Origin of the sequence: Pseudotabrizicola sp. 4114 (genome assembly GCF_031457365.1) — a bacterium.
GTDB lineage: Bacteria > Pseudomonadota > Alphaproteobacteria > Rhodobacterales > Rhodobacteraceae > Pseudotabrizicola.
Window position 1 is genome coordinate 119,505 of the sequence record NZ_JAVDWP010000005.1, and the last position, 24,445, is coordinate 143,949.

Annotated in this window: 27 protein-coding genes; 6 read left to right on the forward strand and 21 right to left on the reverse strand. The window is 66.2% G+C overall.

Annotated features, from left to right (window positions below; genetic code table 11):
• The first annotated feature begins 11 nt into the window (after positions 1–11).
• Together J2X53_RS13265 and J2X53_RS13270 are read left to right on the forward strand one after the other, a co-directional pair.
• Entirely contained in the window at positions 12–566 is a 555-nt protein-coding gene (locus tag J2X53_RS13265; RefSeq protein WP_349038197.1) for an aminotransferase class IV, read from the forward strand.
• A gap of 282 nt (positions 567–848) precedes the next feature.
• Entirely contained in the window at positions 849–1,724 is an 876-nt protein-coding gene (locus J2X53_RS13270; RefSeq protein WP_349037974.1) for a DMT family transporter, read from the forward strand.
• Here the strand turns inward: J2X53_RS13270 and J2X53_RS13275 are convergent.
• Genes J2X53_RS13275 through mce form a run of 3 tightly spaced genes read right to left on the reverse strand, consistent with a single transcriptional unit; the run spans position 1,700 to position 2,879 of the window.
• A complete protein-coding gene (locus J2X53_RS13275) occupies positions 1,700–2,182 on the reverse strand; it encodes a GNAT family N-acetyltransferase (protein ID WP_349037975.1) in 483 nt (160 codons plus the stop codon). The two genes, J2X53_RS13270 and J2X53_RS13275, sit on opposite strands and share 25 nt — an antisense overlap.
• The gene (locus J2X53_RS13280; RefSeq protein WP_349037976.1) at positions 2,179–2,478 is read right to left on the reverse strand and encodes a DUF1467 family protein; all 300 of its coding nucleotides are present in this window, start codon (positions 2,476–2,478) and stop codon (positions 2,179–2,181) included. The genes J2X53_RS13275 and J2X53_RS13280 overlap by 4 nt, the downstream gene beginning before the upstream one ends.
• The gene (mce, locus tag J2X53_RS13285; protein ID WP_349037977.1) at positions 2,475–2,879 is read right to left on the reverse strand and encodes a methylmalonyl-CoA epimerase; all 405 of its coding nucleotides are present in this window, start codon (positions 2,877–2,879) and stop codon (positions 2,475–2,477) included. Before mce ends, J2X53_RS13280 begins: the two co-directional genes overlap by 4 nt.
• Positions 2,880–3,066: 187 nt before the next feature.
• Here mce and J2X53_RS13290 point away from each other — a divergent pair, with 187 nt between their 5' ends.
• On the forward strand, positions 3,067–3,792 hold the full coding sequence (locus tag J2X53_RS13290) for a response regulator (RefSeq protein ID WP_349037978.1): 726 nt from the start codon (positions 3,067–3,069) through the stop codon (positions 3,790–3,792).
• An 8-nt stretch (positions 3,793–3,800) separates the two neighbouring features.
• Here the strand turns inward: J2X53_RS13290 and J2X53_RS13295 are convergent, their stop codons facing one another.
• The 6 genes from J2X53_RS13295 to J2X53_RS13320 form a co-directional block, all read right to left on the reverse strand.
• Entirely contained in the window at positions 3,801–4,517 is a 717-nt protein-coding gene (locus J2X53_RS13295) for a GNAT family protein (RefSeq protein WP_349037979.1), read from the reverse strand.
• Positions 4,518–4,607: 90 nt separating this feature from the next.
• Positions 4,608–5,813, reverse strand: a complete 1,206-nt coding sequence (locus tag J2X53_RS13300) for a DUF1501 domain-containing protein (protein WP_349037980.1) — start codon at positions 5,811–5,813, stop codon at positions 4,608–4,610.
• A 6-nt stretch (positions 5,814–5,819) separates the two neighbouring features.
• Complete coding sequence (locus J2X53_RS13305) at positions 5,820–7,181, reverse strand: DUF1800 domain-containing protein (RefSeq protein ID WP_349037981.1); 1,362 nt, start codon at positions 7,179–7,181, stop codon at positions 5,820–5,822.
• 66 nt (positions 7,182–7,247) lie between these two features.
• On the reverse strand, positions 7,248–7,727 hold the full coding sequence (locus J2X53_RS13310) for a DUF1993 family protein (RefSeq protein WP_349037982.1): 480 nt from the start codon (positions 7,725–7,727) through the stop codon (positions 7,248–7,250).
• On the reverse strand, positions 7,727–9,508 hold the full coding sequence (gene aspS, locus J2X53_RS13315) for an aspartate--tRNA ligase (RefSeq protein ID WP_349037983.1): 1,782 nt from the start codon (positions 9,506–9,508) through the stop codon (positions 7,727–7,729). Before aspS ends, J2X53_RS13310 begins: the two co-directional genes overlap by 1 nt.
• Before the next feature lie 68 nt (positions 9,509–9,576).
• Positions 9,577–10,308 carry an alpha/beta fold hydrolase gene (locus J2X53_RS13320; protein ID WP_349037984.1) on the reverse strand — a complete coding sequence of 244 codons (732 nt, stop codon included), beginning with the start codon at positions 10,306–10,308 and terminating at the stop codon, positions 9,577–9,579.
• Positions 10,309–10,385: 77 nt separating this feature from the next.
• Between J2X53_RS13320 and J2X53_RS13325 the strand changes: the two genes are divergently transcribed.
• Positions 10,386–10,835: an NUDIX domain-containing protein gene (locus J2X53_RS13325; RefSeq protein ID WP_349037985.1), complete on the forward strand. Its 450-nt coding sequence runs from the start codon at positions 10,386–10,388 to the stop codon at positions 10,833–10,835.
• Positions 10,836–10,943: 108 nt separating this feature from the next.
• On the opposite strand, the gene dtd is transcribed toward J2X53_RS13325, so the two are convergent.
• The 10 genes from dtd to J2X53_RS13375 all read right to left on the reverse strand — a co-directional run bounded on the left by dtd (position 10,944) and on the right by J2X53_RS13375 (position 21,857).
• A complete protein-coding gene (gene dtd, locus J2X53_RS13330) occupies positions 10,944–11,378 on the reverse strand; it encodes a D-aminoacyl-tRNA deacylase (protein WP_349037986.1) in 435 nt (144 codons plus the stop codon).
• On the reverse strand, positions 11,375–12,298 hold the full coding sequence (locus tag J2X53_RS13335) for a carbohydrate kinase (RefSeq protein ID WP_349037987.1): 924 nt from the start codon (positions 12,296–12,298) through the stop codon (positions 11,375–11,377). Before J2X53_RS13335 ends, dtd begins: the two co-directional genes overlap by 4 nt.
• Before the next feature lie 126 nt (positions 12,299–12,424).
• Positions 12,425–13,408: a phosphoribosylaminoimidazolesuccinocarboxamide synthase gene (locus J2X53_RS13340; protein ID WP_349037988.1), complete on the reverse strand. Its 984-nt coding sequence runs from the start codon at positions 13,406–13,408 to the stop codon at positions 12,425–12,427.
• Positions 13,409–13,704: 296 nt separating this feature from the next.
• On the reverse strand, positions 13,705–14,952 hold the full coding sequence (locus J2X53_RS13345; RefSeq protein ID WP_349037989.1) for a lytic murein transglycosylase: 1,248 nt from the start codon (positions 14,950–14,952) through the stop codon (positions 13,705–13,707).
• 72 nt (positions 14,953–15,024) lie between these two features.
• A complete protein-coding gene (locus J2X53_RS13350) occupies positions 15,025–16,122 on the reverse strand; it encodes a primosomal protein N' (replication factor Y) - superfamily II helicase (protein ID WP_349037990.1) in 1,098 nt (365 codons plus the stop codon).
• Positions 16,123–16,134: 12 nt separating this feature from the next.
• Positions 16,135–17,247, reverse strand: coding sequence for an SPFH domain-containing protein (locus J2X53_RS13355; protein WP_349037991.1), 1,113 nt, complete (start codon positions 17,245–17,247; stop codon positions 16,135–16,137).
• Positions 17,248–17,277: 30 nt separating this feature from the next.
• A complete protein-coding gene (locus J2X53_RS13360; protein WP_349037992.1) occupies positions 17,278–18,237 on the reverse strand; it encodes a DUF2927 domain-containing protein in 960 nt (319 codons plus the stop codon).
• Between the two features lie 10 nt (positions 18,238–18,247).
• Positions 18,248–19,420 (reverse strand): toxic anion resistance protein, encoded by a 1,173-nt coding sequence (locus J2X53_RS13365; protein WP_349037993.1) that lies wholly within the window; start codon positions 19,418–19,420, stop codon positions 18,248–18,250.
• Positions 19,421–19,478: 58 nt separating this feature from the next.
• Positions 19,479–20,354 (reverse strand): 5-bromo-4-chloroindolyl phosphate hydrolysis family protein, encoded by an 876-nt coding sequence (locus tag J2X53_RS13370; RefSeq protein WP_349037994.1) that lies wholly within the window; start codon positions 20,352–20,354, stop codon positions 19,479–19,481.
• A gap of 219 nt (positions 20,355–20,573) precedes the next feature.
• Positions 20,574–21,857, reverse strand: a complete 1,284-nt coding sequence (locus J2X53_RS13375) for a pseudouridine synthase (RefSeq protein WP_349037995.1) — start codon at positions 21,855–21,857, stop codon at positions 20,574–20,576.
• 117 nt (positions 21,858–21,974) lie between these two features.
• Between J2X53_RS13375 and J2X53_RS13380 the strand changes: the two genes are divergently transcribed.
• Positions 21,975–22,442 (forward strand): nucleoside deaminase, encoded by a 468-nt coding sequence (locus tag J2X53_RS13380; protein WP_349037996.1) that lies wholly within the window; start codon positions 21,975–21,977, stop codon positions 22,440–22,442.
• A 67-nt stretch (positions 22,443–22,509) separates the two neighbouring features.
• Here the strand turns inward: J2X53_RS13380 and J2X53_RS13385 are convergent, their stop codons facing one another.
• Together J2X53_RS13385 and J2X53_RS13390 are read right to left on the reverse strand one after the other, a co-directional pair.
• Positions 22,510–23,322, reverse strand: coding sequence for a hypothetical protein (locus J2X53_RS13385; protein WP_349037997.1), 813 nt, complete (start codon positions 23,320–23,322; stop codon positions 22,510–22,512).
• Entirely contained in the window at positions 23,319–24,017 is a 699-nt protein-coding gene (locus J2X53_RS13390; RefSeq protein ID WP_349037998.1) for a metal-dependent hydrolase, read from the reverse strand. The genes J2X53_RS13385 and J2X53_RS13390 overlap by 4 nt, the downstream gene beginning before the upstream one ends.
• Before the next feature lie 140 nt (positions 24,018–24,157).
• Between J2X53_RS13390 and gatC the strand changes: the two genes are divergently transcribed.
• Positions 24,158–24,445, forward strand: coding sequence for an Asp-tRNA(Asn)/Glu-tRNA(Gln) amidotransferase subunit GatC (gene gatC, locus J2X53_RS13395; protein ID WP_349037999.1), 288 nt, complete (start codon positions 24,158–24,160; stop codon positions 24,443–24,445).

Below are 24,445 nucleotides of genomic sequence, written 5' to 3' on the forward strand. Positions count from 1 at the left end.
TGATCGAGACGATGCTGTGGGACGGCGCGCGTGTGCCGCGCTGGCCGCTGCATCTGGCACGGCTGACAGCGGGGGCGGCGGCTTTGGGCTGGGCGGTGCCTGTGCTGGACGTGAAGGGGCCGGAGGGGCAGGCGGCACGGCTGCGGCTGACGCTGGACCGGACGGGTGTGGTTGAGGTTGAGGCGGGTGCGGTGCCGCCGGCGCGGGCGGTCTGGCGGCTGGGGCTGGCGGCGGAGCGGTTGCGCTCGGACGATCCGTGGCTGGGGGTGAAATCGACCCGGCGGGCGGTTTATGACCGGGCGCGGGCGGGGTTGCCTGCGGGGTTGGATGAGGTGGTGTTTGTGAATGAGCGCGGAGAGGTCTGTGACGGGACCATCACCACGGTGTTCTTTGATCGCGGGGCCGGGCTGCGCACCCCGCCCCTGACCTGCGGGCTGTTGCCGGGGGTGTTGCGGGCCGAGGTTGGGTGTGCGGAAGAGGTGCTGATGGCGGAGGATCTGCCACGGGTGCGCTTGTGGGTCGGGAATGCGCTGCGCGGGATGGCCGAGGCGGTGTGGGTTGCCTGAGGCGGGAGCGCTCCGCGCGGGGAGTATTTGGGGAAGGTGCAGGCTGGTGGGCTGCGCCTTTGACTGCGCGGTCCGTGTGGCGGAACCGGTGGACGCCTCCGGCGGGAGTATTTGGGAAAGGTGCAGGCTGGTGGGCTGCGCCTTTGACCGCGCGGTCCGTGTGGCGGAACCGGTGGACGCCTCCGGCGGGAGTATTTGGGGAAGCAGCAATGCAGGGCGATGGGACCGACTGCATCGTGCGGACGCGCGCCGCGCGGGGAGTGTTTTCAACAGGTGCACTTCATGAGCGCGGTGCGGGTGTTTGGCTGGACGGCGCTGGCGATGGCGGCGTTTGCGGCGAATTCGGTGCTGAACCGGATGGCGGTGGGGGCGGGCTGGATTGATCCTCTGGCCTTTGCCGCCGTGCGGGTGGTGGCGGGGGCCTTGATGCTGGCGCTGCTGGTGGGCGTGCGCGGGGGCGTGGTCTGGCCGGGCGCGCGGGGGCGGCTGTCCGGGGTGTTCGGGCTGGTGGTCTATCTGGTCGGCTTCTCGGTCGCCTATCTGGCGCTGGGGGCCGGGGTCGGGGCGCTGATCTTGTTCGGCGCGGTGCAGGTGACGATGTTTGCCGGTGCGGTGTTGTTGGGGGAGGTGGTGCCGGGGCGGCGCTGGCTGGGGGCGGGGCTGGCCTTTGCCGGGCTGGTCGGGCTGGTGGCCCCCGGTGGCGCTGAGGTGCCGGTTGCGGGGGCTTTGGCGATGGCCTGTGCCGGGATCGGCTGGGGGATCTATTCGCTGGCAGGACGGGGGGCAGGACGGGGGGCAGGACGGGGGGCCACGGATGCGCTGGCGGCAACGGCATGGAATTTCGGGCTGGCGGTGCCGGTGGTGGTTGGGGTGGCGCTGATTTGGGGCGGGATGCAGGCGGAGGCGGCGGGGATCTGGCTGGCGGTGCTGTCGGGGGCGGTGACGAGCGGGCTGGGCTATGCGCTGTGGTATGCGGTGTTGCCCGCTCTTGGGGCGGCGCGGGCGGCGGTGGCGCAGCTGACGGTGCCGATGCTGGCCGCGCTGGGCGGCGCTGTGGTGATCGGTGAGGCCGTGGGGGGGCGGTTCTGGCTTGCCTCGGCGGTGATTTTGAGCGGCGTGGCGATTGCCAGTGTTCAGAGCGGTTTGACCAAGCGGTGAAGCGTGTGGCCGTATTCGGTGTCGTCGCGGCTGATGCCAGTGGGGGAAAAGCCCATGCGGGCCCAGAAGGCGGCGCCGCGCGGGTTGGCCTGCAGCACGGCGAGAGAGAGCCGGGTCGCGTTTCTGGAGCGACACCGGGCCTCAATCTCGGCGAGGAAGTCCGCGCCGTGGCCGTTGGAGCGGGCGTCGGGCGTCAGGATCATCAGCCCAAGATAAGCGTCTGACGCGGTGGGAAAGCCGAAGAACACTTCGGCGAGACCGATAAGCCGGTCTTTTGCAAACAGGCCAAGCCGGAGGGTGGCGGCCATGTCGCAGGTCAGCGGCGCGCCGGTGAAGAAATCATCGACCTCTTCGACGCCGGGCGCGCGGCCTTTCCACAGGTGGTAGTAATCCTGCGCCTCGGTCAGCAGGGCAAAGACCGCAGCGCGGTCGGCTGCCGGGTTCAGCGCGCGGATCATGGGGTGGCAGTGACGGGGGTGGTGGTGACGGGCGGCATACGGCCCATCCAGTCGAAATCCCGCACCGAGATGGCGCCGGAGGTGATGATGCCCGCCAGCAGCCCCCAGACGATGATGGCGAACAGCGTGGTGATCCTGGCCTTGCGCCCCACCAGCTCATCACGCGGCGCGCTGCGGGGGGTGCCGGGCACGACCGAGCCCGCGTCGCCCTGAGTGGTCAGGCGCAGCGGCAGCACGATGAAGAACACCATGAACCAGACAACGGCAAACAGAACGGCGGCGGCGGTGATGGTCATATCTGCTCCAGCTCGATCAGGCAGCCATTGAAGTCTTTGGGGTGCAGGAACAGCACCGGTTTGCCATGCGCGCCGATTTTCGGCTCGCCCGTGCCCAGCACGCGCGCGCCGGAGGCTTTCAGCGTCTCCCGCGCGGCAAGGATATCTTCGACCTCATAGCAGATGTGGTGGATGCCGCCCGAGGGGTTCTTGTCGAGAAAGCCCTGAATCGGGGAGTTTTCGCCCAAGGGGTACAGCAGTTCAATCTTGGTGTTCGGCAGGTCGATGAAGACCACGGTCACGCCATGATCAGGCTCGTCCTGGGGCGGGCGCACGGCGGCCCCCAGCGTGCCGGCATATTGCGCGCTTGCAGCGACAAGGTCGGGCACGGCGATGGCGACATGGTTCAGGCGGCCGATCATGGGCATCTCCTTTGGGCAGGTTTTTGCGGTTATGGGCGGGGCTGCCGCGTCAGGCAAGGGGCCGAACCGCCGCAGGGGGCAATTCCGCTGCGGCGCGCTCTGCTTTCAGGGCTGCATTAACCGTTTTTTATCCGCTTTGGGTGTCTGATGGGGTCTGCCGCTGTCGGGGGCGGTTTGGGGGATCGCGATGCCTGTACCAGTCTCACCGGATGCTGCTGTGATGCCGACCTTTCTGCCGCGCGGCGTGGCCGCGCCGGAGGGCGGGGCGCTGCCCCTGTCCGGGGTGACTATCCTGCTGGTCGAAGACAGCCGCTTTGCCTCGGATGCGTTGCGGCTGATGTGTCAGCGGTCAGGCGCGCGGCTACGGCGGGCAGAGTCGATGGCAAACGCGCAGGCGCATCTGCGCACCTATTGCCCGGATGTGGTGATCGTCGATCTGGGCCTGCCGGACGGGCGGGGCGACCGGCTGATCCGCGATCTGGCGATCTCGCGGCGGGTGGCGGTGGTGCTGGGCCTGTCGGGCGACCCTGACGGGCGGGGATTGGCGCTTGCGGCGGGGGCAAAGGGATTTCTGGAAAAGCCGTTGCAGGGTCTGGGGGCGTTTCAGCGGGCGATTCTGCGGCATATGCCGGGGCGCTTTGCCCTGACCGTGCGCGATGAGGAGGGGCTGGCGGGCGATGGGGCTGACCCGCTTGCGCTGCGCGATGATCTGGCACATGCGGCGGGTCTGATGTCGATGGCTCCGGATGCGGCGGGGCGCAGCTATCTGACGGGGTTTGTCGCGGGCATCGCCCGCAGCACCGGGGATGCCGATCTGGCCGCAGCGGCGGCGGCTGCGGCGCTGCGGGCCGACGCATTGCCGCAGCTGCACCGTCTGGTGCAGCACCGTCTGGGGGAGGGCGCGCGGTTTTGACTGGTAGGCTACAGGCCCGGATCAGAGGCTGCGCGCACCAGTTGCGACAGATCGGACAAGCGCTCGCGCTGCTGGCCGGTCGCATCAAAATTGGCAGGGGCAAGCCAGGCGGCAAACGCCTCGCGCAGGGCGGGCCATTCGCTGTCGATCACCGAAAACCAGGCGGTGTCGCGGTTGCGGCCCTTGCTGACGGTGTGGTTGCGAAAGATCCCCTCATAACTGAAGCCGAGCCGTTGTGCGGCCCGGCGCGACGGCAGGTTCAGGGCGTTGCATTTCCACTCATAGCGGCGGTATCCGGCGCGGAAGGCCCAGTCCATCATCAGAAACATCGCCTCGGTCGCGGCAGGCGTGCGTTGCAGCGCGGGCGACAGGCAGATGTGGCCCACCTCGATGCTGCCCGAGTCTGGCGTGATGCGCAGATAAGAGGCGACCCCAACCGCATGGCCGGTGGCGGTGTCAGTGAGGGCAAAGAAAACCGGGTCGTTGCGGCCCTGATGATCCTTGACCCAGCGATGATAGGCCGAGGCCGAAGAGAACGGGCCATAGGGCATGTAATCCCACAGCGCATCATGGCCGGAAAACGCGGCGAACAGATCGGCCGCATGGTCATCGGCCTCCAGCGGGTCGAGCCGGATGTGTTTGCCTTCCAGCGTCAGACCGGCGGGCGGATGCGGCGGCGGGGTCCAGTCTGCGAGCAATTGCCCTTGTGGTGCCTGTGTGTGCATTGCCGCGTCCCTGTTGATCCTGCGCAGGTTATGTCCTGCCTTCAGGGCAGGGTGCAATGGGGATTATTGCATGCCGGTGCGGGGGGTGAATCAGGCCAGCAATCCGGGGTCACTCCCCATCACCAGACCCGGAAAGATGCTGGACTCAAGCAGGGTGCGGTCAAAACCATACATCCCGCGCATCGCCCAGGCCGCCCAGGCCCGCACATCGGAGGTGGGCATCAGATCGCGGCGTTGATAGAGCGCGGCCTCGTCGAGCCCCGGCCATCGCCCCATGACCCGCCCGCCCCTGAGCGCGCCACCGGCCATCAGCATCGCGCCGCCAGTGCCGTGGTCGGTGCCCTTGGTGCCGTTTTCGGCCACGGTCCGGCCGAATTCGGTCATCGCCAGCAGCAACGTCTTGTCCCAGACCTGCGGCCCGAGCTGATCTGCCAGCCGCAGCACCACCCGCTCCAGCCGCTGCAGCGGCAGGGCGCTGCCGCCGGACTGGTTGCGGTGGGTGTCCCAGCCGTTGAGCGAAAAGGCGGCGATGCGGGTGTCGTCGCGCAACCGCTGGGCGGCAAAATCGGTCAGCCGGTCGGTTTCGGCCAGCCGCCCCTTGTCGACGGTGGGCTGCACCGCCCCGCCCATCCGGGCAAGATCCATGCGTTCGGTCAGGGTCACGGCCTCGGTCGCGGCCTCGCGAAACAGCGCGTCGTCATGGTAAATGTGATCCAGCAGCAGCCGGCTTTGCGGCGACAGATCCAGCCGCACGTCGGGCTGCCAGTTGCTGACCGGGGCCGGGCCCTGCAACACCGGCGCCGAATCGGCCCCGATGGCAAAGGCGGTCTGCGACCGCAAGCCGGGGACCGATTGCAGCATCCGGTTCAGCCAGCCATCGCGCACCGTGCTGTCGGGCAGATCCAGCCCGGTACCCGCCTCCAGAATATCCTGCCCGTCGAAATGGCTGCGGTGATCACGGTAGGGCGTGGAGGTGGCGTGGACAAAGCCAAGCTGACCCGCCTGCCACAGCGGCAGCAGCCCCGCGAGCATCGGGTTAAGGCTGAAATATCCCGTCAGGTCAGGCCCCTGAGGGGCAGACAGCGTGGGGCGATAGCCCGCAAGCAGCGGATCACCGGAGGGGCGGACCAGATCGAGCCCGTCCATCCCGCCGCGCAGAATCACCACGACCAGCCGGTGATCCCCCAAGGGCGCACTGCCATCGGACGCGGCCAGCGTCACGGTGGTCATCAACGGGTGCGCGGCGAGCGAACAGGCGGTGCCGGTCAGCGCTTGGAGAAACAGGCGGCGATCCATGGGCGGCTACCTTCGGTTGAATTCGGGGCTGGCCAGCACCAGACCGACGGCTTCGCGGGCGCTTTCCGACCGGGGCACCGCCCAGGCCAGCCGCTCACCCAGATGCGAGCCAAGGCTGCGGGTCATCAGCGCGGCAGGGTCAGGCAGCGGGGTGACCAGCTGCTGCGGCATCTCCATCGCCCAGGTGATGCGCACCGCCATCGCCTCGGGGGTGATCCAGACCTCTGCCGCCTCGGGCCAGCCATCGGGGCCGGGGGCGCGCTGCCAGGGCTGACCCATGGCCGCCATCGGTTGCAGGATCAGCTGACGGAACACATCATCAGCCATCCGCATAACATCCGCCCCGTCAAGGCCAAGCGCACGCAGCGCGGCAACTGTGAAATCAAAGGGTTGGCGCGCCTTTTCCTGTATCCGCGACCAAGCGGCGGGGTGGGTCAGCAGCGATTCGGCCACCGCCAGCAGATCGCCGCCAGAACTGCGCCAGGCGTCGGTCAGGGCCTGCACGAGATCGGGGTTGGGCTGATCGGCGACGAAATGCACCGCCAGCTTGCGCGCCAGATGGGCGGCGGTGGCGGGGTGTTCGGCCAGATCATCCAGTGCTTTCAGCACGGGCTCCAGTTTATCCCCCGCATAGGTGGTGCCCAGAATGGTCTCCGGCCCCGGCTCGGCGCGGCGGGCGTCAAAGGTGGTGCCGGACTTGCCGACGGTCAGCCCGGTCAGCAGTTCGGCCATCTGGGTCACATCGTCCTGGGCATAGCCGCTGCCTACGGTGTGCAGTTCCAGCAGTTCGCGCGCCAGATTTTCGTTCAACCCCTTGTTCTGGCGTTTTCCGATGCGCGATCTGGGACCAATGCTGCGCGACTGATCCAGATACCGCAGCATCGCCGGGTGCTGGATGACCGCTTTCAGCATATCGGCAAAGCGGTCGGTCAAATGGGGGCGGATCGCCTCTTCCACCAGTGTCGCGGGCAGCGGGCTGTCCCGGCGCGCGCGGGCAACGGTGGTGAAATGATCGGCCCAGAACTGCACCAGACGTTCGCGAAATCCATCAGGGGCATCCAGCGCACGGGCGATTGTGGTTTTGGCGGCGAGCAGGGTGACACCTTCAAGCTGGGCGATGGCCTGACGGTAATCTTGCCGGGCGACCCGTGCCTCGGCGGCTTCGGCGCGGCGCCATGTTTGCAGCAAGGTATCGGCACGCGCCAGGGTGTCGTTCAGATCGGCCAGACGCGGGCCGGGATACGTGGCGGCCATGACATCGGGGCCGCGCAGGGCGGCCAGCATCGACGCGGGTTCGGCCGGCGCCTGATCGGGGAGGGGCAGCCCATAGCCAAAGCGAAAGGCGGCAGTCGTCTTGTCCTGAGTCATCGGGCGTCCTTGAGGTGCGGTCAGGATAAAGGCAAACGCGGGCCTTTGCACCGGGGAAAGTCAGTGTCAGAGCGATCCGTCAAAGCTGAAATCGGGGGGATAGCTGTGAAAACCATCAAAATCGCCCTTGCCCAAGCGGATGCCAGACGCACGCAGAGAGGCGTAACCCATTGTCATATGAAAGAAAAAATTCGGAAGGCCATAGAGGAACACGAAATCATGCGCGGGTTGGTCGAGATCGGTAAAACCTGCGCGATGGCTGATGATCCGGTCGGCAGCCCCGTCAAACTCGGCCGGTTTCATCGCGCCAAGGGTGGCGCGGGCCACCGCCATGCGCGGGGCAAGCGCGGTGGGCAGGTCGGGCACCGCGCGGCCTGCCAGCGGGCAGGCGATGCGCAGGGTAAAGCCCGCGGCAGTGGCAAAGTGCTGGCTGGCGGTAAAGCTGTCGGCGATCTGCGCGGTCATCGCCTCCCGCCCCGCTTTGTCCACGATCCCGGCCATCTGGGCGAGGTAGTGGCGGAAAACGGGGACGGTGGCGTGATACATCAGGCGTCTTTCGGCAGCACGCGCAGGCGCAATTCGCGCAGCTGGTCGTTGGTGGGGTCGGAGGGCGCGTTCATCAACAGGTCTTCGGCGCGCTGGTTCATCGGGAACATGATGACTTCGCGGATGTTGGTGGTGTCGGCCAAGAGCATCACGATGCGGTCGATCCCCGCCGCACAGCCGCCGTGGGGCGGCGCGCCGTATTTGAACGCCTTGACCATGCCGCCAAAGCGCTTTTCGACCTCGGAGTTCGGGTATCCGGCCAGTTCAAACGCCTTGAACATGATCTCGGGCTTGTGGTTGCGGATGCCGCCCGACAGCAGCTCATAGCCGTTGCAGGCCAGGTCATACTGATAGGCGTAGACGTTGAGCGGGTCACCGTTGAGCGCGTCCATCCCGCCTTGCGGCATGGAAAACGGGTTGTGGCTGAAGTCGATCTTGCCGTCGTCGGTTTTCTCGTACATCGGGAAATCGACGATCCAGGCGAAGCGGAAGGTGTCTTTCTCGGTCAGGCCGAGTTCCTCGCCGATGACATTGCGGGCCCGTCCGGCAACGGATTCGAACGCTTCGGGCTTGCCGCCGAGGAAGAAGGCGGCATCGCCGAGGCCGAGGCCGAGTTGCTGGCGGATCGCCTCGGTCCGCTCGGGGCCGATGTTTTTCGCCAATGGCCCTGCGGCCTCCATGCCGGATTTGTCTTCGGCTTCACGCCAGAAGATATACCCCATCCCCGGCAACCCTTGTTGCTGGGCGAAGGCGTTCATCCGGTCGCAGAATTTGCGGCTGCCGCCTTTGGGGGCGGGGATGGCGCGGATCTGGGTGCCTTCCTGCTCCAACAGTTTGGCGAAGACGGCGAAGCCGGAGCCTGCGAAATGGTCGGAGACGATCTGCATCTTGATCGGGTTGCGCAGGTCGGGCTTGTCGGAGCCGTACCACAGCAGCGAATCGCGATAGGCGATGCGCGGCCAGTCGGCATCGACCGGCTTTTCTGGCGCAAATTCCTGGAACAGGCCCTGAATCACCGGTTGGACCACGGCGAACACGTCTTCCTGTTCGACAAAGCTCATCTCGATGTCGAGTTGGTAGAAGTCGGTGGGCGAGCGGTCGGCGCGGGGGTCTTCATCCCGGAAGCAGGGCGCGATCTGGAAATAGCGGTCAAAGCCCGCGACCATGATCAGCTGTTTGAATTGCTGGGGGGCCTGCGGCAGGGCGTAGAACTTGCCCGGATGCAGGCGCGACGGCACGAGGAAGTCACGCGCGCCCTCGGGCGAGGAGGCGGTGATGATGGGCGTCTGAAATTCGTTGAACCCCATATCCCACATCCGGTTGCGCAACGAGCGCACCACGTTGGAGCGCAGCATCATGTTGCGGTGCATGCCGTCGCGGCGCAGGTCGAGGAAGCGGTAGGTGAGGCGGGTTTCCTCGGGGTATTCGGTTTCGCCGAAGACCGGCATCGGCAGTTCTGCCGCCTCGCCCAGCACGGTGATGCCGGTGGCGTAGACCTCGATTTCCCCGGTCGGCAGTTTGGGGTTGATCAGCGATGCGTCGCGGGCCTTGACCCGGCCCTCGACCTGAATGACCCATTCGGCGCGGACTTTTTCGATGTCGGCAAAGGCCGGGCTGTCACTGTCGGCGATGATCTGGGTGATGCCGTAATGGTCGCGCAGGTCGATGAACAACACGCCGCCATGATCGCGCACCCGGTGCACCCAGCCCGACAGGCGGATGGTTTCGCCGACATGGGCGGTGTTCAGGGCGGCGCAGGTATGGCTGCGATAGGCGTGCATCAGTAGTCCCCTTTCAAGGGTTCGGGCGTCTTCGCGCCGATACACCCTTACCTGCGGGCGAAGTCAAGCTAGTCCTGTAGGATCAGGGCCTCAACCGCCTGCGCATAGCTGAGGGTGGCGTCAAAGGTTCCGGTGCGCAGGAACAGGATGGTCTGGCGCAGAACGATCGGGTTCATCATCAGGAATGTGTGGGTGGCAGGCAGGGTCAGGTGGGCAGTCATGCCGTCGATCCGGGTCGAGGCCACGCTGACCTTGCCATCATCGGGGCCGGGGATCAGGCTGGAATAGACCGGGTTCAGCGACTGATTGCCGGCGATGATGCCCAGCGGATAATCGGGCGCGGGCAGGGTGCGCGGCACCGAGGCGGCATCGGTGCCGAGTTGCTGACCGGCAGGGCCGTTGATCCAGTCAAAGACCGGGATGGCGCCGAGCGCATCCACCAGTTCCGAGCCCTGATTGGGCGGGGCCAGCATCACCACGCGGCCAAGCGCCTCGGGGCGGTGATCGGCCAGCAGATAGCGCACAAGGATGCCGCCCATCGAATGGGTGACAAAATGGATCTGCTCATCAGGCGCAAGCGCACAGGCGGCGATGCCGTCATCGACAAAAGCGGCCAGATCGCGGATCGGCGCAGAGGTCGAGGGGTAGGACTGGTTGACGGTGCGAAAGCCCGCGCCTTGCAGCGCCTGCGCCATCGGGATCAGCGAGGCATCGCTGCGCGCCAGCCCGTGCAGCAGCACCACGCAATCGGCCTGCGCGGGTGTCGCAAAAAGGAGGGCAAGGCCAAGCGCACGGATCATGGGCGCAAGATGGCCGCGATGCGCGCTGTTGCCAAGGGGGAGTGGACAAACGGCGCGCAACGTCACAGGCTGCGGCCATGTCGCACCGAACCCCTCGCCTTGCCACCCGCGCGCTTATTCTGGCTGATGACCGGCTGCTGCTGGTGAACGCCTATCGCGGCGGGGTGTCGGACCTGTGGTGCGCGCCGGGCGGCGGGGCGGTGGTGGGGCAATCGCTGCATGACAATCTGAAGCGCGAGATCTGGGAGGAGACCGGGCTGACGGTGGCCGTCGGCGCGCCGTGCCTCGTGAACGAATTTCACGACCCAAAGCGCGGGTTTCATCAGGTCGATCTTTACTTCCGCTGCCAGATCGTGGGCGGGCAGATCAGTGACAGCTGGCGCGACCCCGAAGGCGTGGTGACCGAGCGGCGGTTTTTCAGCCGCGACGCGCTGCGCGGGATCAGGTTCAAGCCCGACAGCCTGCCCTCGGCGGCCTGGGGGGTGGGGGAGAGCCTGTATGATCCGCTGGAGCTGATTGTGCGGTGATGTGCGGGCTGACCCGCCGGGAGCTTTGCCCCCTGGTTCATCGGTTTCTCGGACCGATGGCGACACCGATGAACAACCCCAGCGTATTTCAAAAGCAGCAAGCCGGGGTCAGATGTCCATCCAGATCGTGACCGGGCCGTCATTGGTGAGGCTGACCGCCATGTCGGCGCCGAAGATGCCGTTGGCGGTGGGGATTCCTGCGGCGGCAATGCGGGTGGTGAAATGCTCGTAGAGGCGTTGGCCGGTCTCTGGCTTTGCGGCGGTGGAAAAGCCGGGGCGGTTGCCGCGCAGATCGGCGGCGAGGGTGAATTGCGACACGATCAGGGCTGATCCGGCGATGTCGGTGACCGAGCGGTTCATCTTGCCCTGATCATCCTTGAAGATGCGCAGCTTGGCGATCTTGGCGGCCATGGCATCGGCCTGCGCCTCGGTGTCGCCCTCCATCGCGCAGATCAGGATCAGCAGGCCCGCGCCGATCTCGCCGGTAATGGTGCCGTCCACGCTGACCGAGGCGTGGGAGACGCGCTGAACGACGGCTCTCACAATTCGTTGGCCCAGGGTGGGTTGGCACCGGGGCGGCTGACGGTGATGGCAGCGGCGCGGGTGCCGAGCGACAGGGCGGCGTCGAGCGTGGCATCGGGCAGGCTGGTCAGGGCAGCTTTGGTCAGCGCGCCTGCGGCGTGCAGAGCCGAAAGCGCGCCCGCGTTGAAGGTATCGCCTGCGCCCACGGTATCGGCCACGGTGACCGGGGTGGCGGCGAAGAACCGGTTTTGCGTGGCGGTCAGGGCGCGCGCCCCGGCGGCACCTTCGGTGATGAACACCAGCTTCGGGCCGGTGGCGATGATCTGGCGGGCAAGGGCGCTGAGATCGCCCGCGCCCATCAGCCAGTGCAGGTCTTCGTCGGACAGTTTGACGATATCGGCGCGGGCGATCATCCGCTCGATGCGGGCGCGGTATTCGGCTTCCTTGCCGGCGATGAAGCCGGGGCGGATGTTGGGGTCGATCATGGTGACGCGGGCGGCGGCCTCGCGGTTCTGCAGCGCCTCATAGGTGCTGGCGGCGGGGTCGTTGACCAGGCTGATGCCGCCGAAGAACAGGGTGCTGACAGTACCCGGCAGGGTTGGCAGCTGATCTGGCGACAGCATGCGCCCGGCGGTGGCCTCGTCGTAAAAGGCATAGGTGGCCTGACCGTTCACCAGTTTGACAAACGCAACCGTGGTGGGCCGGTCAGAGCGCGCAAGATACTGCGTATCCACCTCTGAGGCGGTCAGCGTATCGGCGAGGATGTCCCCCAGCATATCGGTCGAGACACCGGAAAAGAACGCCGACGGCGTGCCGAGGCGCCCCAGCGCGATGGCGGTGTTGAACACAGCTCCGCCCGCGTAGGGGGCAAAGCACGCCTCCCCTTGGGTCGAGGTGCGCGGCAGCATGTCGATCAGCGCTTCGCCACAGCTGAGAATCATCGGGGCCTCCGGCGGGGTAATGGGGTCTTGATGGGCGGGGACTATACAGGCGAAGGGCGTGTTAGCGCAAACATTCGTTGTGAGCGCGAAAGGCTCAGCCGGGCGGCAGAGCCTTGCTGGCGCGGCTCAGGGGTGTCCGGCAAACCACGGCGACAGATTGGCGCGGATGCGGTCCAGCGGCGTGGGGCCCGAGGTATCGCCATGGAAACTCTGGCCGGTGATCGCCTCATAGGCCCCGACATAGACCTCAGCGGTCTGCGCAATGATCTGGGCAGGGATCTCGGGGATCGGGTCGGTATAGGGATCGCAGCGCGCGGCGACCCAGGAGCGGATGACATCCTTGTCAAAGCTGGGCGGGCGGCTGCCGGCCTCGAACGCGGCGTCATAGCCATCGGCCAGCCAGTAGCGGCTGGAATCGGGGGTGTGGATTTCATCGGCGATCAGGATGCGGCCTGTCGCATCGGTGCCGAATTCATACTTGGTATCGGCGAGGATCAACCCGCGCTCAGCCGCCATCTTTTGCCCCCGGGCAAACAGGGCGAGGGCATAGGCCGAGACCTGTTCCCACTGCGCCGGCGTCAGCAGGCCCTGCGCGAGGACCTCATCGGCGGTGAGCGGTTCGTCATGGCCGCCGTCAAACGCCTTTGACGTGGGGGTGATGATCGGCTGCGGCAGGGGCTGATTGTCACGCATGCCATCGGGAAGGGTATGCCCGTACAGGCTGCGGTGGCCCGCGCGATACTGGGTCAGCACCGAGGTCGAGGTGGTGCCGGCCAGATAGCCGCGCACCACGATTTCCACCGGCAGGATGGTAACGTGCTGGCCGATCACCACATTCGGGTCCGGGTAGCCCAGCACATGGTTGGGGCAGATATCGGCGGTGTGGTCAAACCAGTAGCGCGCGGTCTGGGTCAGAACCTGCCCCTTGTAGGGGATCGCGGCGAGGATGCGGTCAAAGGCGCTGATCCGGTCCGACGAGATCAGGATCCGCCTGCCACCAGGATGATCCGCACTGGGGGGCAGATCGTAGCAATCCCGCACCTTGCCGAAATAGGGATTGGGCAGTTCGGGAATGCGGGCATGCGGCAGAACGCGGGTCAGATCGAGCATCGGAGCCTCCGGTCGGGATGGATAGCGCTATTGCGCGGTCAGGGCGGCGAGTCAACGGCCCCGGCGCTGAACCGGGGGCCAAACGGGATCTGATGGAGCGGCTGCGCCGCGTTGTTTTTGTCTCGTCGCGCGCGTGCCGCGCGTCTCCTCGGGTTTGTGCTCCGCACGGGAGTACTTGGGCCAAGATGAACCCCGTGGGCTGTGCCTTGCGATTTCATCTTGGCAAAAATACTCAAAGACCAACGGTGCAGCGGCGGGTCGGATCAGAATTATGGACCGGCGGGCGCCTGCCCCGGTCAGCCCCGCAGCATCTGCAGCAGGGCGAGGGTCGGCTCGCCGGTGACGGGCAGGCCGCGTGCGCGTTGGAACCCTTCGATCGCGGCGCGGGTTTTGGCGCCGATGACGCCGTCGCTGCCTTCGGTGTCAAAGCCTGCGGCGGTCAGGCGGCGTTGCAGATCCTGACGGTCGGAGATGGTCATGCCGGTGGCATCGGGCGGGAAATTGCCGCGGATCGGGCCGGCCCCGCGCAGCCGGTCAGACAGGTGGCCGACGCCGATGACATAGTTGACCGCGTTGTTGTAGCGGGCGATGGCGTTGAAATTGTTGAAGATCAGGAAGGCCGGGCCACCCGCCCCCTGCGGCAGGATGATCGAGCCTGCGCCGTGGTTCGGCAGGCGGCCGCCGTCGGCGGTGGTGACGCCAAGCGCCGACCAAGCGTCAGAGCTGCGGCCCTTGCCGCGTCCGGTGACGGCGGTGTTGAAGCCCGACGGCAGGCGGATCTCGATCCCCCAGGGCTGGCCCTTGCGCCAGCCGGAGCGCGACAGGTAGGCGGCGGCAGAGGCGAGCGCGTCGGTCGGGTCATCGGCCCAGATGTCGCGGCGGCCGTCGCCGGTGAAATCGACCGCATATTCCAGATAGCTGGTAGGGATGAACTGGGTATGGCCCATGGCCCCTGCCCAGCTGCCGGTCATGTTGGCGGGGGTGGTGTCGCCGTTTTGCAGGATGCGCAGGGCGGCGGTGAGTTGCTGCTCGAAAAATGCACCCCGGCGTCCGTCATAGGCGAGGGTGGCGAGTGCCGAGATCACCGGCACGGTGCCGCGCCGTTCGCCATACTGGCTTTCCAGACCCCAGACGGCGGTGACGACTTCGGCCTCGACCCCGTAACGCGATTCGATGGCCGACAGGGCATTGCGGTGGCGGGCCAGAGCGGCGCGGCCTTTGGCCACGCGCTCGGCGCTGGCGGCGATGGCAAGGTAATCTTCCAGCGTGCGTTTGAATTCGGTCTGGTTGCGGTCACGTTCGATCACGCCGGGCAGGAAACCCGCCGAGCGAAACGCCGTGTCGATGGTGGATTGGGACAGACCCCGGCCTGTGGCGCGGGATTTGAAGCCATCAACCCAGGCGTCAAACCCGGCATTGGGCACCGGCGACATGCCGGGTTCGGGCCCGCGAGAGACGACAGAGCTGGTGCCGCCGCCGCCGACACAGGACGACAGCCACAGGGCACCCAATCCGAATGTGAACGCGCGCCGTTGTGCCTGCATGATCTGCCCCTGTGCTTTTTGTGTTTTCCCGATGCTAACCCATTGCAGTCGGGACCGAAAGACGGCCCTGCGCTACATCTGGCTCAGATACGCAATCCCGCCGATCACGATTATGGCGGCGATGACGGCAAAGGCGATTTTCCACGCCGAATACGGACGTTCGCCCTGCACCTTGCCGGTCTGGCCGTTGACCACAAAGCGATAGCTTTTGCCGTTGTATTTATAGGCCGCCATCCAGACCGGCAGCAGGATGTGCTTGAAGGTCTCGGCTGAATAGGCGGTGTCGATCCGGTCAATGCGCTGCTCGTCGCCACCGATGTCGTGGCGCACGTCATGCGCGATCTGCCCCGCCATGATTTCGCGGGCGATGGTCTGGCCATCGGTCAGGCTGACGGTATAGCCTTCGGCGGTGAAACCCGCCAGATAATCGGGGGAATAGGGCACCAAGGCCCCCAGATCCCACGGCGCGAGCGCATCGGTGTAACGGCGCGGCAGCGAGCCGCTGGCCAGCACCAGCACATCATCGAACCGGCGCGAGACCCAGCCCGCAGCGGAATGCCAGCGGGTTTTGCGCACCTGTTCCTGCCGCCGTTCGCTCTTGCCATTCACCTGTACGGTGACGGTGCGGGTCTCGTAGTAATACTCCCCCCGCGCGCCGGAATAGCGGCTGCGGGTGGCGGCGTCATAGGTCCAGTACGGCACGTAAAGGCCGGACAGGGTGCGGCCCTTGCGGGCGTATTCGACCAAACCGCCCGGGGCGAACCACAGGCTGCCCAGCCATTTGCCCATCGCCTCGCGCCCCTGTCGTTCGGTCAGGGCAAAGGGCAGCACGGCTTGTGGCTTGATCAGGCGTTGGGTGCCGGTGCCGATGGCGACCGGCGTCGCGCAGAACGGGCATTCGGTGGCGTGCTCGGCCCCCTTGAACTCCACCTGCGAGCCGCAGGACGGGCAGGGGGTGATGCGCACCTCTTCCATATCGGCGGGCGGCAGGTCGTCTTGCAGCGCGAGGTTCAGGTCGAGCTCTTCCAGCGCCGACCGGCGCGCGGGCGGCGCGTCGGGCAGGGGTTGCACATGGCCGCAATGGTCGCACTTCAGCGCCGTATCGCCGGGCGAGTAGCGCAGGTCTGCGCCACAGCTTTCGCAGGGCCAGCGGTGTTCCTGTTCTGCCATCATCGGTCCCGGTTACGGCGCGGGCGGCGGTGGCGGGACGGAGTCGAGCAGGCGTTTGAGCGCGGTGTCGGCGGCCATTTTCCAGCCGTCCTGTCCGGCAGTCCACACCATTGTCGCGCGCGAGAGCTGGCCCGCGGAGGCCATGGTGGCAAGGGTCTGCTCGTCAAACGGGCCTTTGGTCGCGCCGTTTTCGGCCACGTGCCAGACGGTTGCGGCGGGCGGTGCCGGCGGGGGCGGCGGCGCAGCGGTGGCGGGTGCTGCGGGGGCAGCCGGTGGCGCGCCCCATGGCCCGGCGGCTTGCGCCATCGCGGCACCCATGCCGGCGGCCATCCCGGCCCCCATCATCGCGCCTGCGCCAGAGGCGGGGTTGGCGATGCCTTCGGCTGCGTTGAACTGCATGTATTTGTTCAGATCGCCCGCGATGCCGATCGAGGTGCGCTTGTCGAGCACCTTTTCGACCTCTTCCGGCAGGCTGATGTTTTCAATGTAGAATTCCGGCAGGGTCAGGCCATATTCGGCCACCGTCGGGTTGATTGCGGTGGTGACGATCTGCCCCAGATCGCGGGTGTTGGCGGCCATGTCCAGCACCGGGATGCCGGATTTGGCGATGGTCTGGCTGAATTCCTGCACGATGATGTTGCGGATCTGCATCGACACTTCATCAGCGGTGAATTCGCCATCGGTGCCGACGATTTCGCGTAAGAAAACGGCGGGGTCGCTGACGCGCATCGAATAGGTGCCAAAGGCGCGGATGCGGACCGGGCCAAACTCCGGGTCGCGCGTCATGATCGGGTTCTTGGTGCCCCACTTCTGATCGTTGAAGCGGGTGGTGTTGATGAAATACACCTCGGACTTGAACGGGCTGCTGAACCCGTGGTCCCAGTGCTGCAGGGTGGTCATGATCGGCATGTTGTTGGTTTCAAGCTGGTACAGGCCGGGGCCGAAGACATCGGCCAGCTGCCCCTCATGCACGAACACCGCCGCCTGACCTTCGCGCACGGTCAGCTTTGCCCCGTATTTGATCGCCTGACCCCGGCGTTCAAACCGCCAGACCATCGTGTCGCGGGTGTCATCCAGCCAGGAGATGACGTCGATGAACTCGCCCTTGAGGAAATCAAAAACCATGACAACACTCCTTTTGCCCGTCAGGGCCGCTTAACTTTCGCCGCCCACAAGGGCGCGCGCAAGGGATTCGATGATCGGTCGCGCTTCGGATTCGGCCATGCCGGTGCGCAGGGCGGGGTTGTAGAGCATGCGCAGCATCAGCTCGTCCTGCCCGGTCAGCAGCGCAAATTCCTCATCGTCGTTAAAGATCGACGGGCGCGCGCGCGGGCTGTCGTTGGCAAGACCAAGGCCCTGGGCAATTTCCTCGTGCATGCAGGACAGGCGCAACAGATCGGGGTGTTCGGCCCGGATCACGGCAAAGGCACGGGTGTAGCGGCCAGAGCTGCCTTCAGACATGGCGTAGACCAGACAATAGGTCGAGAGCGGCATGTTGGTGATGCCTGCCACCTCACCCGCTGACAGGCCTTGCAGGGCCGAGGTCACGGCGGGGCCAAGCGCGCGGCGTTCATCCTCGTTCACGATGTAGATGAAAAAGTTGGGGGCCTGATCGCTCAGCCCGATCGGATGGCCGGTCAGGCGGCTGAGCCGCGCGAGGTAGGATCGCACCCGCGCGGTGTCGGTGGCGCGGCTGCTGGCGCTGACCGAGGCGCCAAAGTGCAGGCCGACGCGCACCGGCGCCTCCCACCGGCGCAGGCGGCTGGGGGTTTCGCGCTGAACCGGGCCGCCGGAGCCACGCACATATTCATCGTACAAAGCAACGCGGATGAAGTTTTCAGCCAGCATCCGGTCGGTAAACGGGGTGTCGCGCCCGCCGCCATCGGTGCGCAATAGCCCGTTCGACAACAGATCGGCCTGCACCCGCGCGAAATGCAGACGCACCGCCTGACTTGCGGCAGAGGGCGGTGTTTGCGGCACGGCCACCGCCGCCGGGGTGGGGCGATTGGGGGCATTGGGCGAGCTGCGCGGGGCCTGCGGGCTGGCCACACAGCCCACAAGCGCCAGACCGCACAGCGCGGACAAAGTCAGACGAAAGGCGGCGGAAACGCGCATCGGAACGGGTCTATCCTTGAGGCTGCTGGACGGGGCGGCGCGCGGAGGCAGAGGCGAGGGTATCACGCAATTCGGCCTCCATCTTCTGCAATTCGGCTTCGGCGGCAGCGCGGCGGGCCTTGCCCTCATCCGCGATCTGCAGGCTGTCGTTGATGGTGGCGATCAGCTGATCATTGGCCTGCTTGACCGACGCGATGTCGAACACGCCACGCTCCATCTCCTCGCGCACCACACGGTTGGTTTCGCGCAGGTTGTCGGCGTTTTTGGTGAGCAGCTCGTTGGTCAGGTCATTGGCGCCGCGCACCGCTTCGGCGGCTTCACGCGACCGCTGGATGGTGACGGCCTGCGCCAGCTGGGTTTCCCACAGCGGCACGGTGTTCACCAGCGTCGAGTTGATCTTGGTGACCAGCGATTTGTCATTCTCCTGCACCAGCCGGATCGACGGCAGCGATTGCATGGTGACCTGCCGCGTCAGTTTCAGATCATGCACCCGGCGTTCCAGATCGTCGCGCGCGGCGCGCAGGTCACGCAGCTCCTGCGCCTTTTTCACCTGATCCGCTTCGGGCGCTGCCGCCACCACGGCCTGAGCGGCGGGGATTGTGGTGGCATCCAGATCGGCCAGCTTTGCCTCACCCGCCGCGATATAGAGCGCCAGTTCGTCGTAGAAATTCAGCGTTTTGGCATAGAGCATATCCAGCGCGCGGATGTCCTTGAGCAGCGTATGCTCATGATGCAGCAGCTCTTCGGTGACCTTGTCGATCTGGCCCTGAACCGTTTCATACTTGGCGACGAAATTGGCAAAGGGCGCGGCACGCCCGATCAGCTTTTCCCACCAGCTGCGGTCGCGGCGCAGGTCCAGCTCTTCGGCCCCGAAGCCGCGGATCGTGGTGACGATCTTGCGCAGGCTGTCGCCAGCGGGGCCTGCGTCCTTGTTTTTCACATCGGCCAGCATTTCCTGAGAAATGACTTGCAACTCGGCCTGCGCCTTTGAGCCGAACGAGATGATCGACTGGGTGTTGGCCATGTCCAGCTCTGCCATGCGCGCCCGGATCGCCCCGGCCTTGTCGCCATCGGCGGCCTCCAGCGCCACGATCTCGCCGCCCGGTTCGGGCAGGATGACGGCGGTGACTTCCTCGATCTGGGTCAGGGCGCGGGCGGCCTGTTCGCGGGTGGTTTCGGTCATGGCGTCATTCTCACTGTTTTTCGGGCACTGGCGGGAAAGGGGGCAGGTGGCAAAGGGATCAGGCTTCGGCTTTCAGCCGGTCGCGCAGGACCGAGATTTCAACATCCAGATCGCTGCGGTTGTCACTCAGCAGGCGGCGCGAGCGGTCGGCAAAGGTGGTTTCCAGATCATCCAGCAGCGCCAGATAATCGCCGCGCGCCTGCGTATCGCGCGACCGGGCGTACAGATCGGCAAACTTGACCGTCGCGTCACGCGCGCCCATCAGGTAAACCGACAGATACTTGCGGGCGGCGGTCAGATCACGCGGATCTTCCTCGACCGTGCGGAACAGCTGGCGGGCGGCGGCGGTGAACCGGTCCACCCGGCCCTCCAGCTGGCGGTCATTCGCGCGCAGGATGGCATCGCGCATCGCGCTCAGATGCTTTTCCGCCTCATCCACGGCACGGGCAACACGGTCGGTCTGAAAGGTATCAATTCCTTCGGCCCCCTTGTCGCGCAGCGGATCGGCGCCAAAGGTGTTGAAATGCAGCGCCGCCCCGGCCACACCGAACAGCAGCGGGTAGAGCAGCCCGTCATGGCTCATCAACCCGCCCGCGACCAGGGCCGCCCCGGTCAGCACCGAGCCGAAAATCTTGCGCGGAAAGGCGGGGCGGCGGGCGACCTTGCGCTGGTCATAGGCGGCATGGGCCTTCAGCCCCTCCCGGGTCAGAAAGGCGGCGGCCAGCAGCAGCGCTGTGGCGGCAAGGCCGAACATCAGCTGACGGGGGCTGCCGGTAAAGGCGGCGGGCAGAAAGAGCAGCGCCGCGATGCCCATAAACCGGGCACGCCCGGCACCTTTGAGCGGTTGTTTGCCATCAAACGGATGCGCAGGGGGCAATGTGCCCTTTGGATCGGAAGCGCCGGGGCTGAATCTGCCGCCAAAACGTTGCGCCATCTAGAGACCTCCGCCAAAGGCCACATAGGCAACAAGCCCGATGAGCAGGATGAAGGACAGGGTTTGCATCCCGTTTCCGGACATTTCAGCCTCATTCTGGCAGCGGCGCGGCGACGGGCGGGCCTGCTTCTTTAGTATAGGGGAAGGAAGACGGCCTTGCCAGAGGTGACGCAGGGGGGAACTCACAGACTGCGTTCCCCCCGCCACGGTCAGCGCCGCCTACTTGCGGCGCGGCGGTGGTTTCGGGCTGCCGCCGCGGGGTGCTGCAGGGCCTGCGTTGCGGGTGCTGGGTTTGGCGCCGGTGGTGGTGCGGCCGCGCGGTTTCGGCGCGGCGGTGTCACCCTCGATCTGCAACGATGTTTGGCGGCGGGCGGGTTTTGCGGCAGGCTTCGCGGCAGGTTTTGTCGCAGGCTTTGACGCGGTGGCCCAGCTGTCAGCCAGTTGCCCCAGCGCCTTGCGGCCCCGCGTGCTGGTCATCGCGCCCGGTGCCTTGGGCGCGTTGCGGTCGGGTTTGCCCGTGCTGGCGCGGGCGGGTTTTGCTGCGTCATCGCGCGGGGCGCGGGTGCCGCTGCGCGCGGGCCGGTCGCCGATCGTTGCCCGCACGGGGCGGGGGCCGGAGCTGCGCGCCGGGCGGTCGTCATCGCCAGCGGTGCGGCTGGTGGTGCGGACCCGGGATTTCGGCTTGGTCGGCACCTCGGAGGCATCTTCGATCTGCCCCGAGATCAGCGCGCCCAGCTGGTCGCGCATCACCCGCGCCTTGATTTCCTCGACATCGCCCGGCTCCATCTCGTTCAGGCGGAACGGGCCGTAGCTGACGCGGATCAGCCGGTTCACGGTCAGGCCGATGGCGAACATGGCGCGGCGGATTTCGCGGTTCTTGCCCTCGCGCAGGCCGATGGTCAGCCAGGCGTTTGCGCCCTGATGCCGGTCGATCTTGACCTCCATCGGCTGAAAGCGTTCGCCGTCGATGGTGATGCCCTTGCGCAGGGGTTCAATCTCGGGCTCGGTCGGGTTGCCCTTGACCCGCACGCGGTACTTGCGCAGCCAGCCGGTGGAGGGCAGTTCCAGCTGCCGTTTCAGCGCGCCGTCGTTGGTCAAAAGCAGCAGGCCCTCGGAATTGAGGTCAAGCCGGCCGATCGACATGACCCGGGGCATATCCTCGGGCAGGTGGTCGAACACCGTGTCGCGGCCCTTTTCATCCGAGGCAGAGGTCACAAGGCCTTCGGGCTTGTAATACAGCCACAGCCGGGCCGGTTCGGGCGCGCCGACCGGCTGGCCGGAGACGGTGATCCGGTCGGCAGCGGTGACGTTCAGCGCGGGAGAGGTGACGAGCTTGCCGTTGACCGTGACCTCGCCCGCCTCGATCAGCCGTTCGGCCTCACGCCGCGACGAGACGCCGGCGCGGGACAGCACCTTGGCGATGCGCTCGCCTTCGGGCGATGCCGATTTGGGCGCAGCTTTCGGGGCGGCTTTCGGGCGGGGTGGCTTTTCATTTGCGGTCATGACTGTCATCCTTGGCACCGGGTGCCCAGCCTTGGGGCTGTCTGCGCGCCCAGGCCGATTGGTCTTTCGGACCAATGGCGAACCCGATTGGCTAACCGCGAGAGTATTTGAGCCAGGATGAAAGAGCAACGCGGGTTTACCTCCTTTATGGCGCTGGCGCTGGAAGAGGCGCGGGCGGCGGCGCGGCGCGGCGAGGTTCCGGTGGGGGCGGTGATGGTCTCGCCTGATGGCGCAGTGGTGGCGCAGGCGGGGAACCGGACGCGGGAGCTGAGCGATCCGACCGCCCATGCAGAGGTGCTGGTGATCCGCGAGGCCTGCCGGTTGGCGGGGTCAGAGCGGTTGGTGGGCTATGATCTCTATGTGACGCTGGAGCCGTGCCCGATGTGTGCCGCCGCGATTGCGGCCGCGCGGGTGGGGCGGCTGTATTATGGTGCGGCGGACCCCAAGAGCGGCGGCGTGGCGGTGGGGGCGAGGGTGTTTTCCCACCCGCAGTGCCATCATGTGCCGGAGGTTTACGATGGCATCGCGGCGGGCGAGGCGGAGGGGCTGTTGCGGGCGTTCTTTGCCGGGCGGCGCGGGGTATGACCCCCTGTGTTACACGTTTTGCAAGCGTTTTAAATCAAAGGCTTGACTGTATCTAATTAAGCTATTTTTAACGATTGCCCGCTGCGGCGGCGGTGAAATGGGCCGGGGCTATGTCGCCTGCAATGGCCCAGAGCGCCCCGGCCCAGGGGGCATCCTCGGCGTCCATCGGCAGCAGAAGGGTTTGCACGGCGGGGCTGAGCAGCAGGCGGTTCAGCCAGTCTGCCAGCGCCGGAATCGCCTCGGCCCGGTAGGTGGCCAAGGCCCAGAGGTCAAAGTGGCCCTCGCTTTGCAGGCTGGTGCCCAGAGCGGTGAGCAGCCGCGTCAGCGCCCCGGACCCTTGCGCGGTGGCAAAGAGCGCGTCGAGGGATCCGGTCACGGTGGCAGGGGGCCAGCCGCCGACCAGCAGCGTTTCCGTCAGGGTCAGCGGTGTGTCGCGGGCGGGTTCGCCCGTGGCTTCGGCCCAGCCGGTGTGCAGCAGCATCAAACGGGCGAAATCATCCAGCAGGGCAAGGGTGTGCGGATCGAACAGATCGGGATGCACCGCGCGGGCGTCGCCAAAGCGGCGCAGTTCGGTGTGGGTGCCAAGGGTAGAAATGTCATCCCCCCGCGCCATCAGATCAAGGATGCGTGGCAGGATGGCGCGCAGATCATCCGGATTGGCGGGCACGCCATGCGCCGAGTCGATGTATTCGCGCACCAGTGCCGCCGGCATATCGCGTACCGGGGTCGCGATCATTTGCGCCAGCTGCGCGGGCAACATGCAGATGTTGCACAGACAGACCTCCATCATCGGGGGCATCTGTGGCGGCAGGTGGTGGTAGAGCGACTCCACCACCACCTGCAAGGGCGCCAGACAGGGGGACTGGCTCTGCCGGGTCAAAACCGGATCGGCTCCAACACCTGCGGCTCGATCAGGGTGGTGCCGGGGGGCAGACCTGCCTTGAGCTCTGATGCATCCTGCGCGAGCAGACCGAAGGTCTTGTAATGGCAGGGGATCACGGTGCTGAAGTTGAAATAGCGCCGCGCGGCATAGGCGGCGCGGGCCATGTCCATGGTGTAATGGCCGCCACAGGACAGAATGCCGATGGTGGGTTTGTGATAATCCCCCATCCAATCCATATCGGCCATGATGTCGGTGTCGCCGGAGATATAGATCACCTCACCTTCACCGGCGATCATGAACCCCGCCTCGGACCCGGCGGGGATGGCGTTGCCGCCCGCGAAGTCGATGCTGGAGGAATGGGTGGCATTGACCATGGTGACCTTTGCGCCGCCCGCGTCAATGGTGCCGCCCTTGCCGAAACCGGTCACGTCTTTTGCGCCCTGACGGGTCAGGTATTCCGCCAGTTCGTGAATGGCGGCGATGGGGGCGCCGGTTTCCTGTGCAATGGCCAGTGCGCCCGACGCATGATCGCCATGGGCATGGGTCAGAAAGATATGGGTGACGCCCTTGAGGGCCTCAGCCCGGCGGCCCTCTGGAAACATCGGGTTGTCGTCGAGCCATGGGTCGATCAGCAGGACGGCGTTTTCAATCTCGATCCGAAAGCCGGAGTGGCCAAGCCAGATGATCTGCATGGGGTGTTCCTTTGGTCCTGTTGTGCCATGAGACTGGGTGTTGCACCCGGCTTTGACAAGAGCGCAGACCGATGGCCGGGCTTGCAGCCCGCAGGGCAGGGGGCTAAACGATGCGGGTTATTGCAGGGAAAGGGCCCCATATGTCCATCGACATCGACACCGCCCGCAAGGTGGCGAAACTGTCCCGTATCCGGGTGGAAGAGGGCGATCTGCCCGCTCTGGCCGACAAGCTGTCGTCGATCCTTGGGTTCATGGAACAGCTGAAGGATGTGGACGTAGAGGGCATCGAGCCGATGACATCGGTGACGCCGATGCGGCTGAAGCGCCGGGTCGATGCGGTGACAGATGGCAACCAGCAGGCCGCCGTGCTGAAAAACGCGCCCGATGCGCGTGAGGGCTTCTTTGCGGTGCCGAAGGTGGTGGAATGA

What these genes read in the sequence shown, in the direction of transcription:
- J2X53_RS13265 (WP_349038197.1), top strand. Translation starts at nt 12, where the DNA reads ATGCTGTGGGACGGCGCGCGTGTGCCGCGCTGGCCGCTGCATCTGGCA.
- J2X53_RS13270 (WP_349037974.1), top strand. Translation starts at nt 849, where the DNA reads ATGAGCGCGGTGCGGGTGTTTGGCTGGACGGCGCTGGCGATGGCGGCG.
- J2X53_RS13275 (WP_349037975.1), bottom strand. Translation starts at nt 2,182, where the DNA reads ATGATCCGCGCGCTGAACCCGGCAGCCGACCGCGCTGCGGTCTTTGCC.
- J2X53_RS13280 (WP_349037976.1), bottom strand. Translation starts at nt 2,478, where the DNA reads ATGACCATCACCGCCGCCGCCGTTCTGTTTGCCGTTGTCTGGTTCATG.
- mce (WP_349037977.1), bottom strand. Translation starts at nt 2,879, where the DNA reads ATGATCGGCCGCCTGAACCATGTCGCCATCGCCGTGCCCGACCTTGTC.
- J2X53_RS13290 (WP_349037978.1), top strand. Translation starts at nt 3,067, where the DNA reads ATGCCTGTACCAGTCTCACCGGATGCTGCTGTGATGCCGACCTTTCTG.
- J2X53_RS13295 (WP_349037979.1), bottom strand. Translation starts at nt 4,517, where the DNA reads ATGCACACACAGGCACCACAAGGGCAATTGCTCGCAGACTGGACCCCG.
- J2X53_RS13300 (WP_349037980.1), bottom strand. Translation starts at nt 5,813, where the DNA reads ATGGATCGCCGCCTGTTTCTCCAAGCGCTGACCGGCACCGCCTGTTCG.
- J2X53_RS13305 (WP_349037981.1), bottom strand. Translation starts at nt 7,181, where the DNA reads ATGACTCAGGACAAGACGACTGCCGCCTTTCGCTTTGGCTATGGGCTG.
- J2X53_RS13310 (WP_349037982.1), bottom strand. Translation starts at nt 7,727, where the DNA reads ATGTATCACGCCACCGTCCCCGTTTTCCGCCACTACCTCGCCCAGATG.
- aspS (WP_349037983.1), bottom strand. Translation starts at nt 9,508, where the DNA reads ATGCACGCCTATCGCAGCCATACCTGCGCCGCCCTGAACACCGCCCAT.
- J2X53_RS13320 (WP_349037984.1), bottom strand. Translation starts at nt 10,308, where the DNA reads ATGATCCGTGCGCTTGGCCTTGCCCTCCTTTTTGCGACACCCGCGCAG.
- J2X53_RS13325 (WP_349037985.1), top strand. Translation starts at nt 10,386, where the DNA reads ATGTCGCACCGAACCCCTCGCCTTGCCACCCGCGCGCTTATTCTGGCT.
- J2X53_RS13335 (WP_349037987.1), bottom strand. Translation starts at nt 12,298, where the DNA reads ATGATTCTCAGCTGTGGCGAAGCGCTGATCGACATGCTGCCGCGCACC.
- J2X53_RS13340 (WP_349037988.1), bottom strand. Translation starts at nt 13,408, where the DNA reads ATGCTCGATCTGACCCGCGTTCTGCCGCATGCCCGCATTCCCGAACTG.
- J2X53_RS13345 (WP_349037989.1), bottom strand. Translation starts at nt 14,952, where the DNA reads ATGCAGGCACAACGGCGCGCGTTCACATTCGGATTGGGTGCCCTGTGG.
- J2X53_RS13350 (WP_349037990.1), bottom strand. Translation starts at nt 16,122, where the DNA reads ATGGCAGAACAGGAACACCGCTGGCCCTGCGAAAGCTGTGGCGCAGAC.
- J2X53_RS13355 (WP_349037991.1), bottom strand. Translation starts at nt 17,247, where the DNA reads ATGGTTTTTGATTTCCTCAAGGGCGAGTTCATCGACGTCATCTCCTGG.
- J2X53_RS13360 (WP_349037992.1), bottom strand. Translation starts at nt 18,237, where the DNA reads ATGCGCGTTTCCGCCGCCTTTCGTCTGACTTTGTCCGCGCTGTGCGGT.
- J2X53_RS13365 (WP_349037993.1), bottom strand. Translation starts at nt 19,420, where the DNA reads ATGACCGAAACCACCCGCGAACAGGCCGCCCGCGCCCTGACCCAGATC.
- J2X53_RS13370 (WP_349037994.1), bottom strand. Translation starts at nt 20,354, where the DNA reads ATGGCGCAACGTTTTGGCGGCAGATTCAGCCCCGGCGCTTCCGATCCA.
- J2X53_RS13375 (WP_349037995.1), bottom strand. Translation starts at nt 21,857, where the DNA reads ATGACCGCAAATGAAAAGCCACCCCGCCCGAAAGCCGCCCCGAAAGCT.
- J2X53_RS13380 (WP_349037996.1), top strand. Translation starts at nt 21,975, where the DNA reads ATGAAAGAGCAACGCGGGTTTACCTCCTTTATGGCGCTGGCGCTGGAA.
- J2X53_RS13390 (WP_349037998.1), bottom strand. Translation starts at nt 24,017, where the DNA reads ATGCAGATCATCTGGCTTGGCCACTCCGGCTTTCGGATCGAGATTGAA.
- gatC (WP_349037999.1), top strand. Translation starts at nt 24,158, where the DNA reads ATGTCCATCGACATCGACACCGCCCGCAAGGTGGCGAAACTGTCCCGT.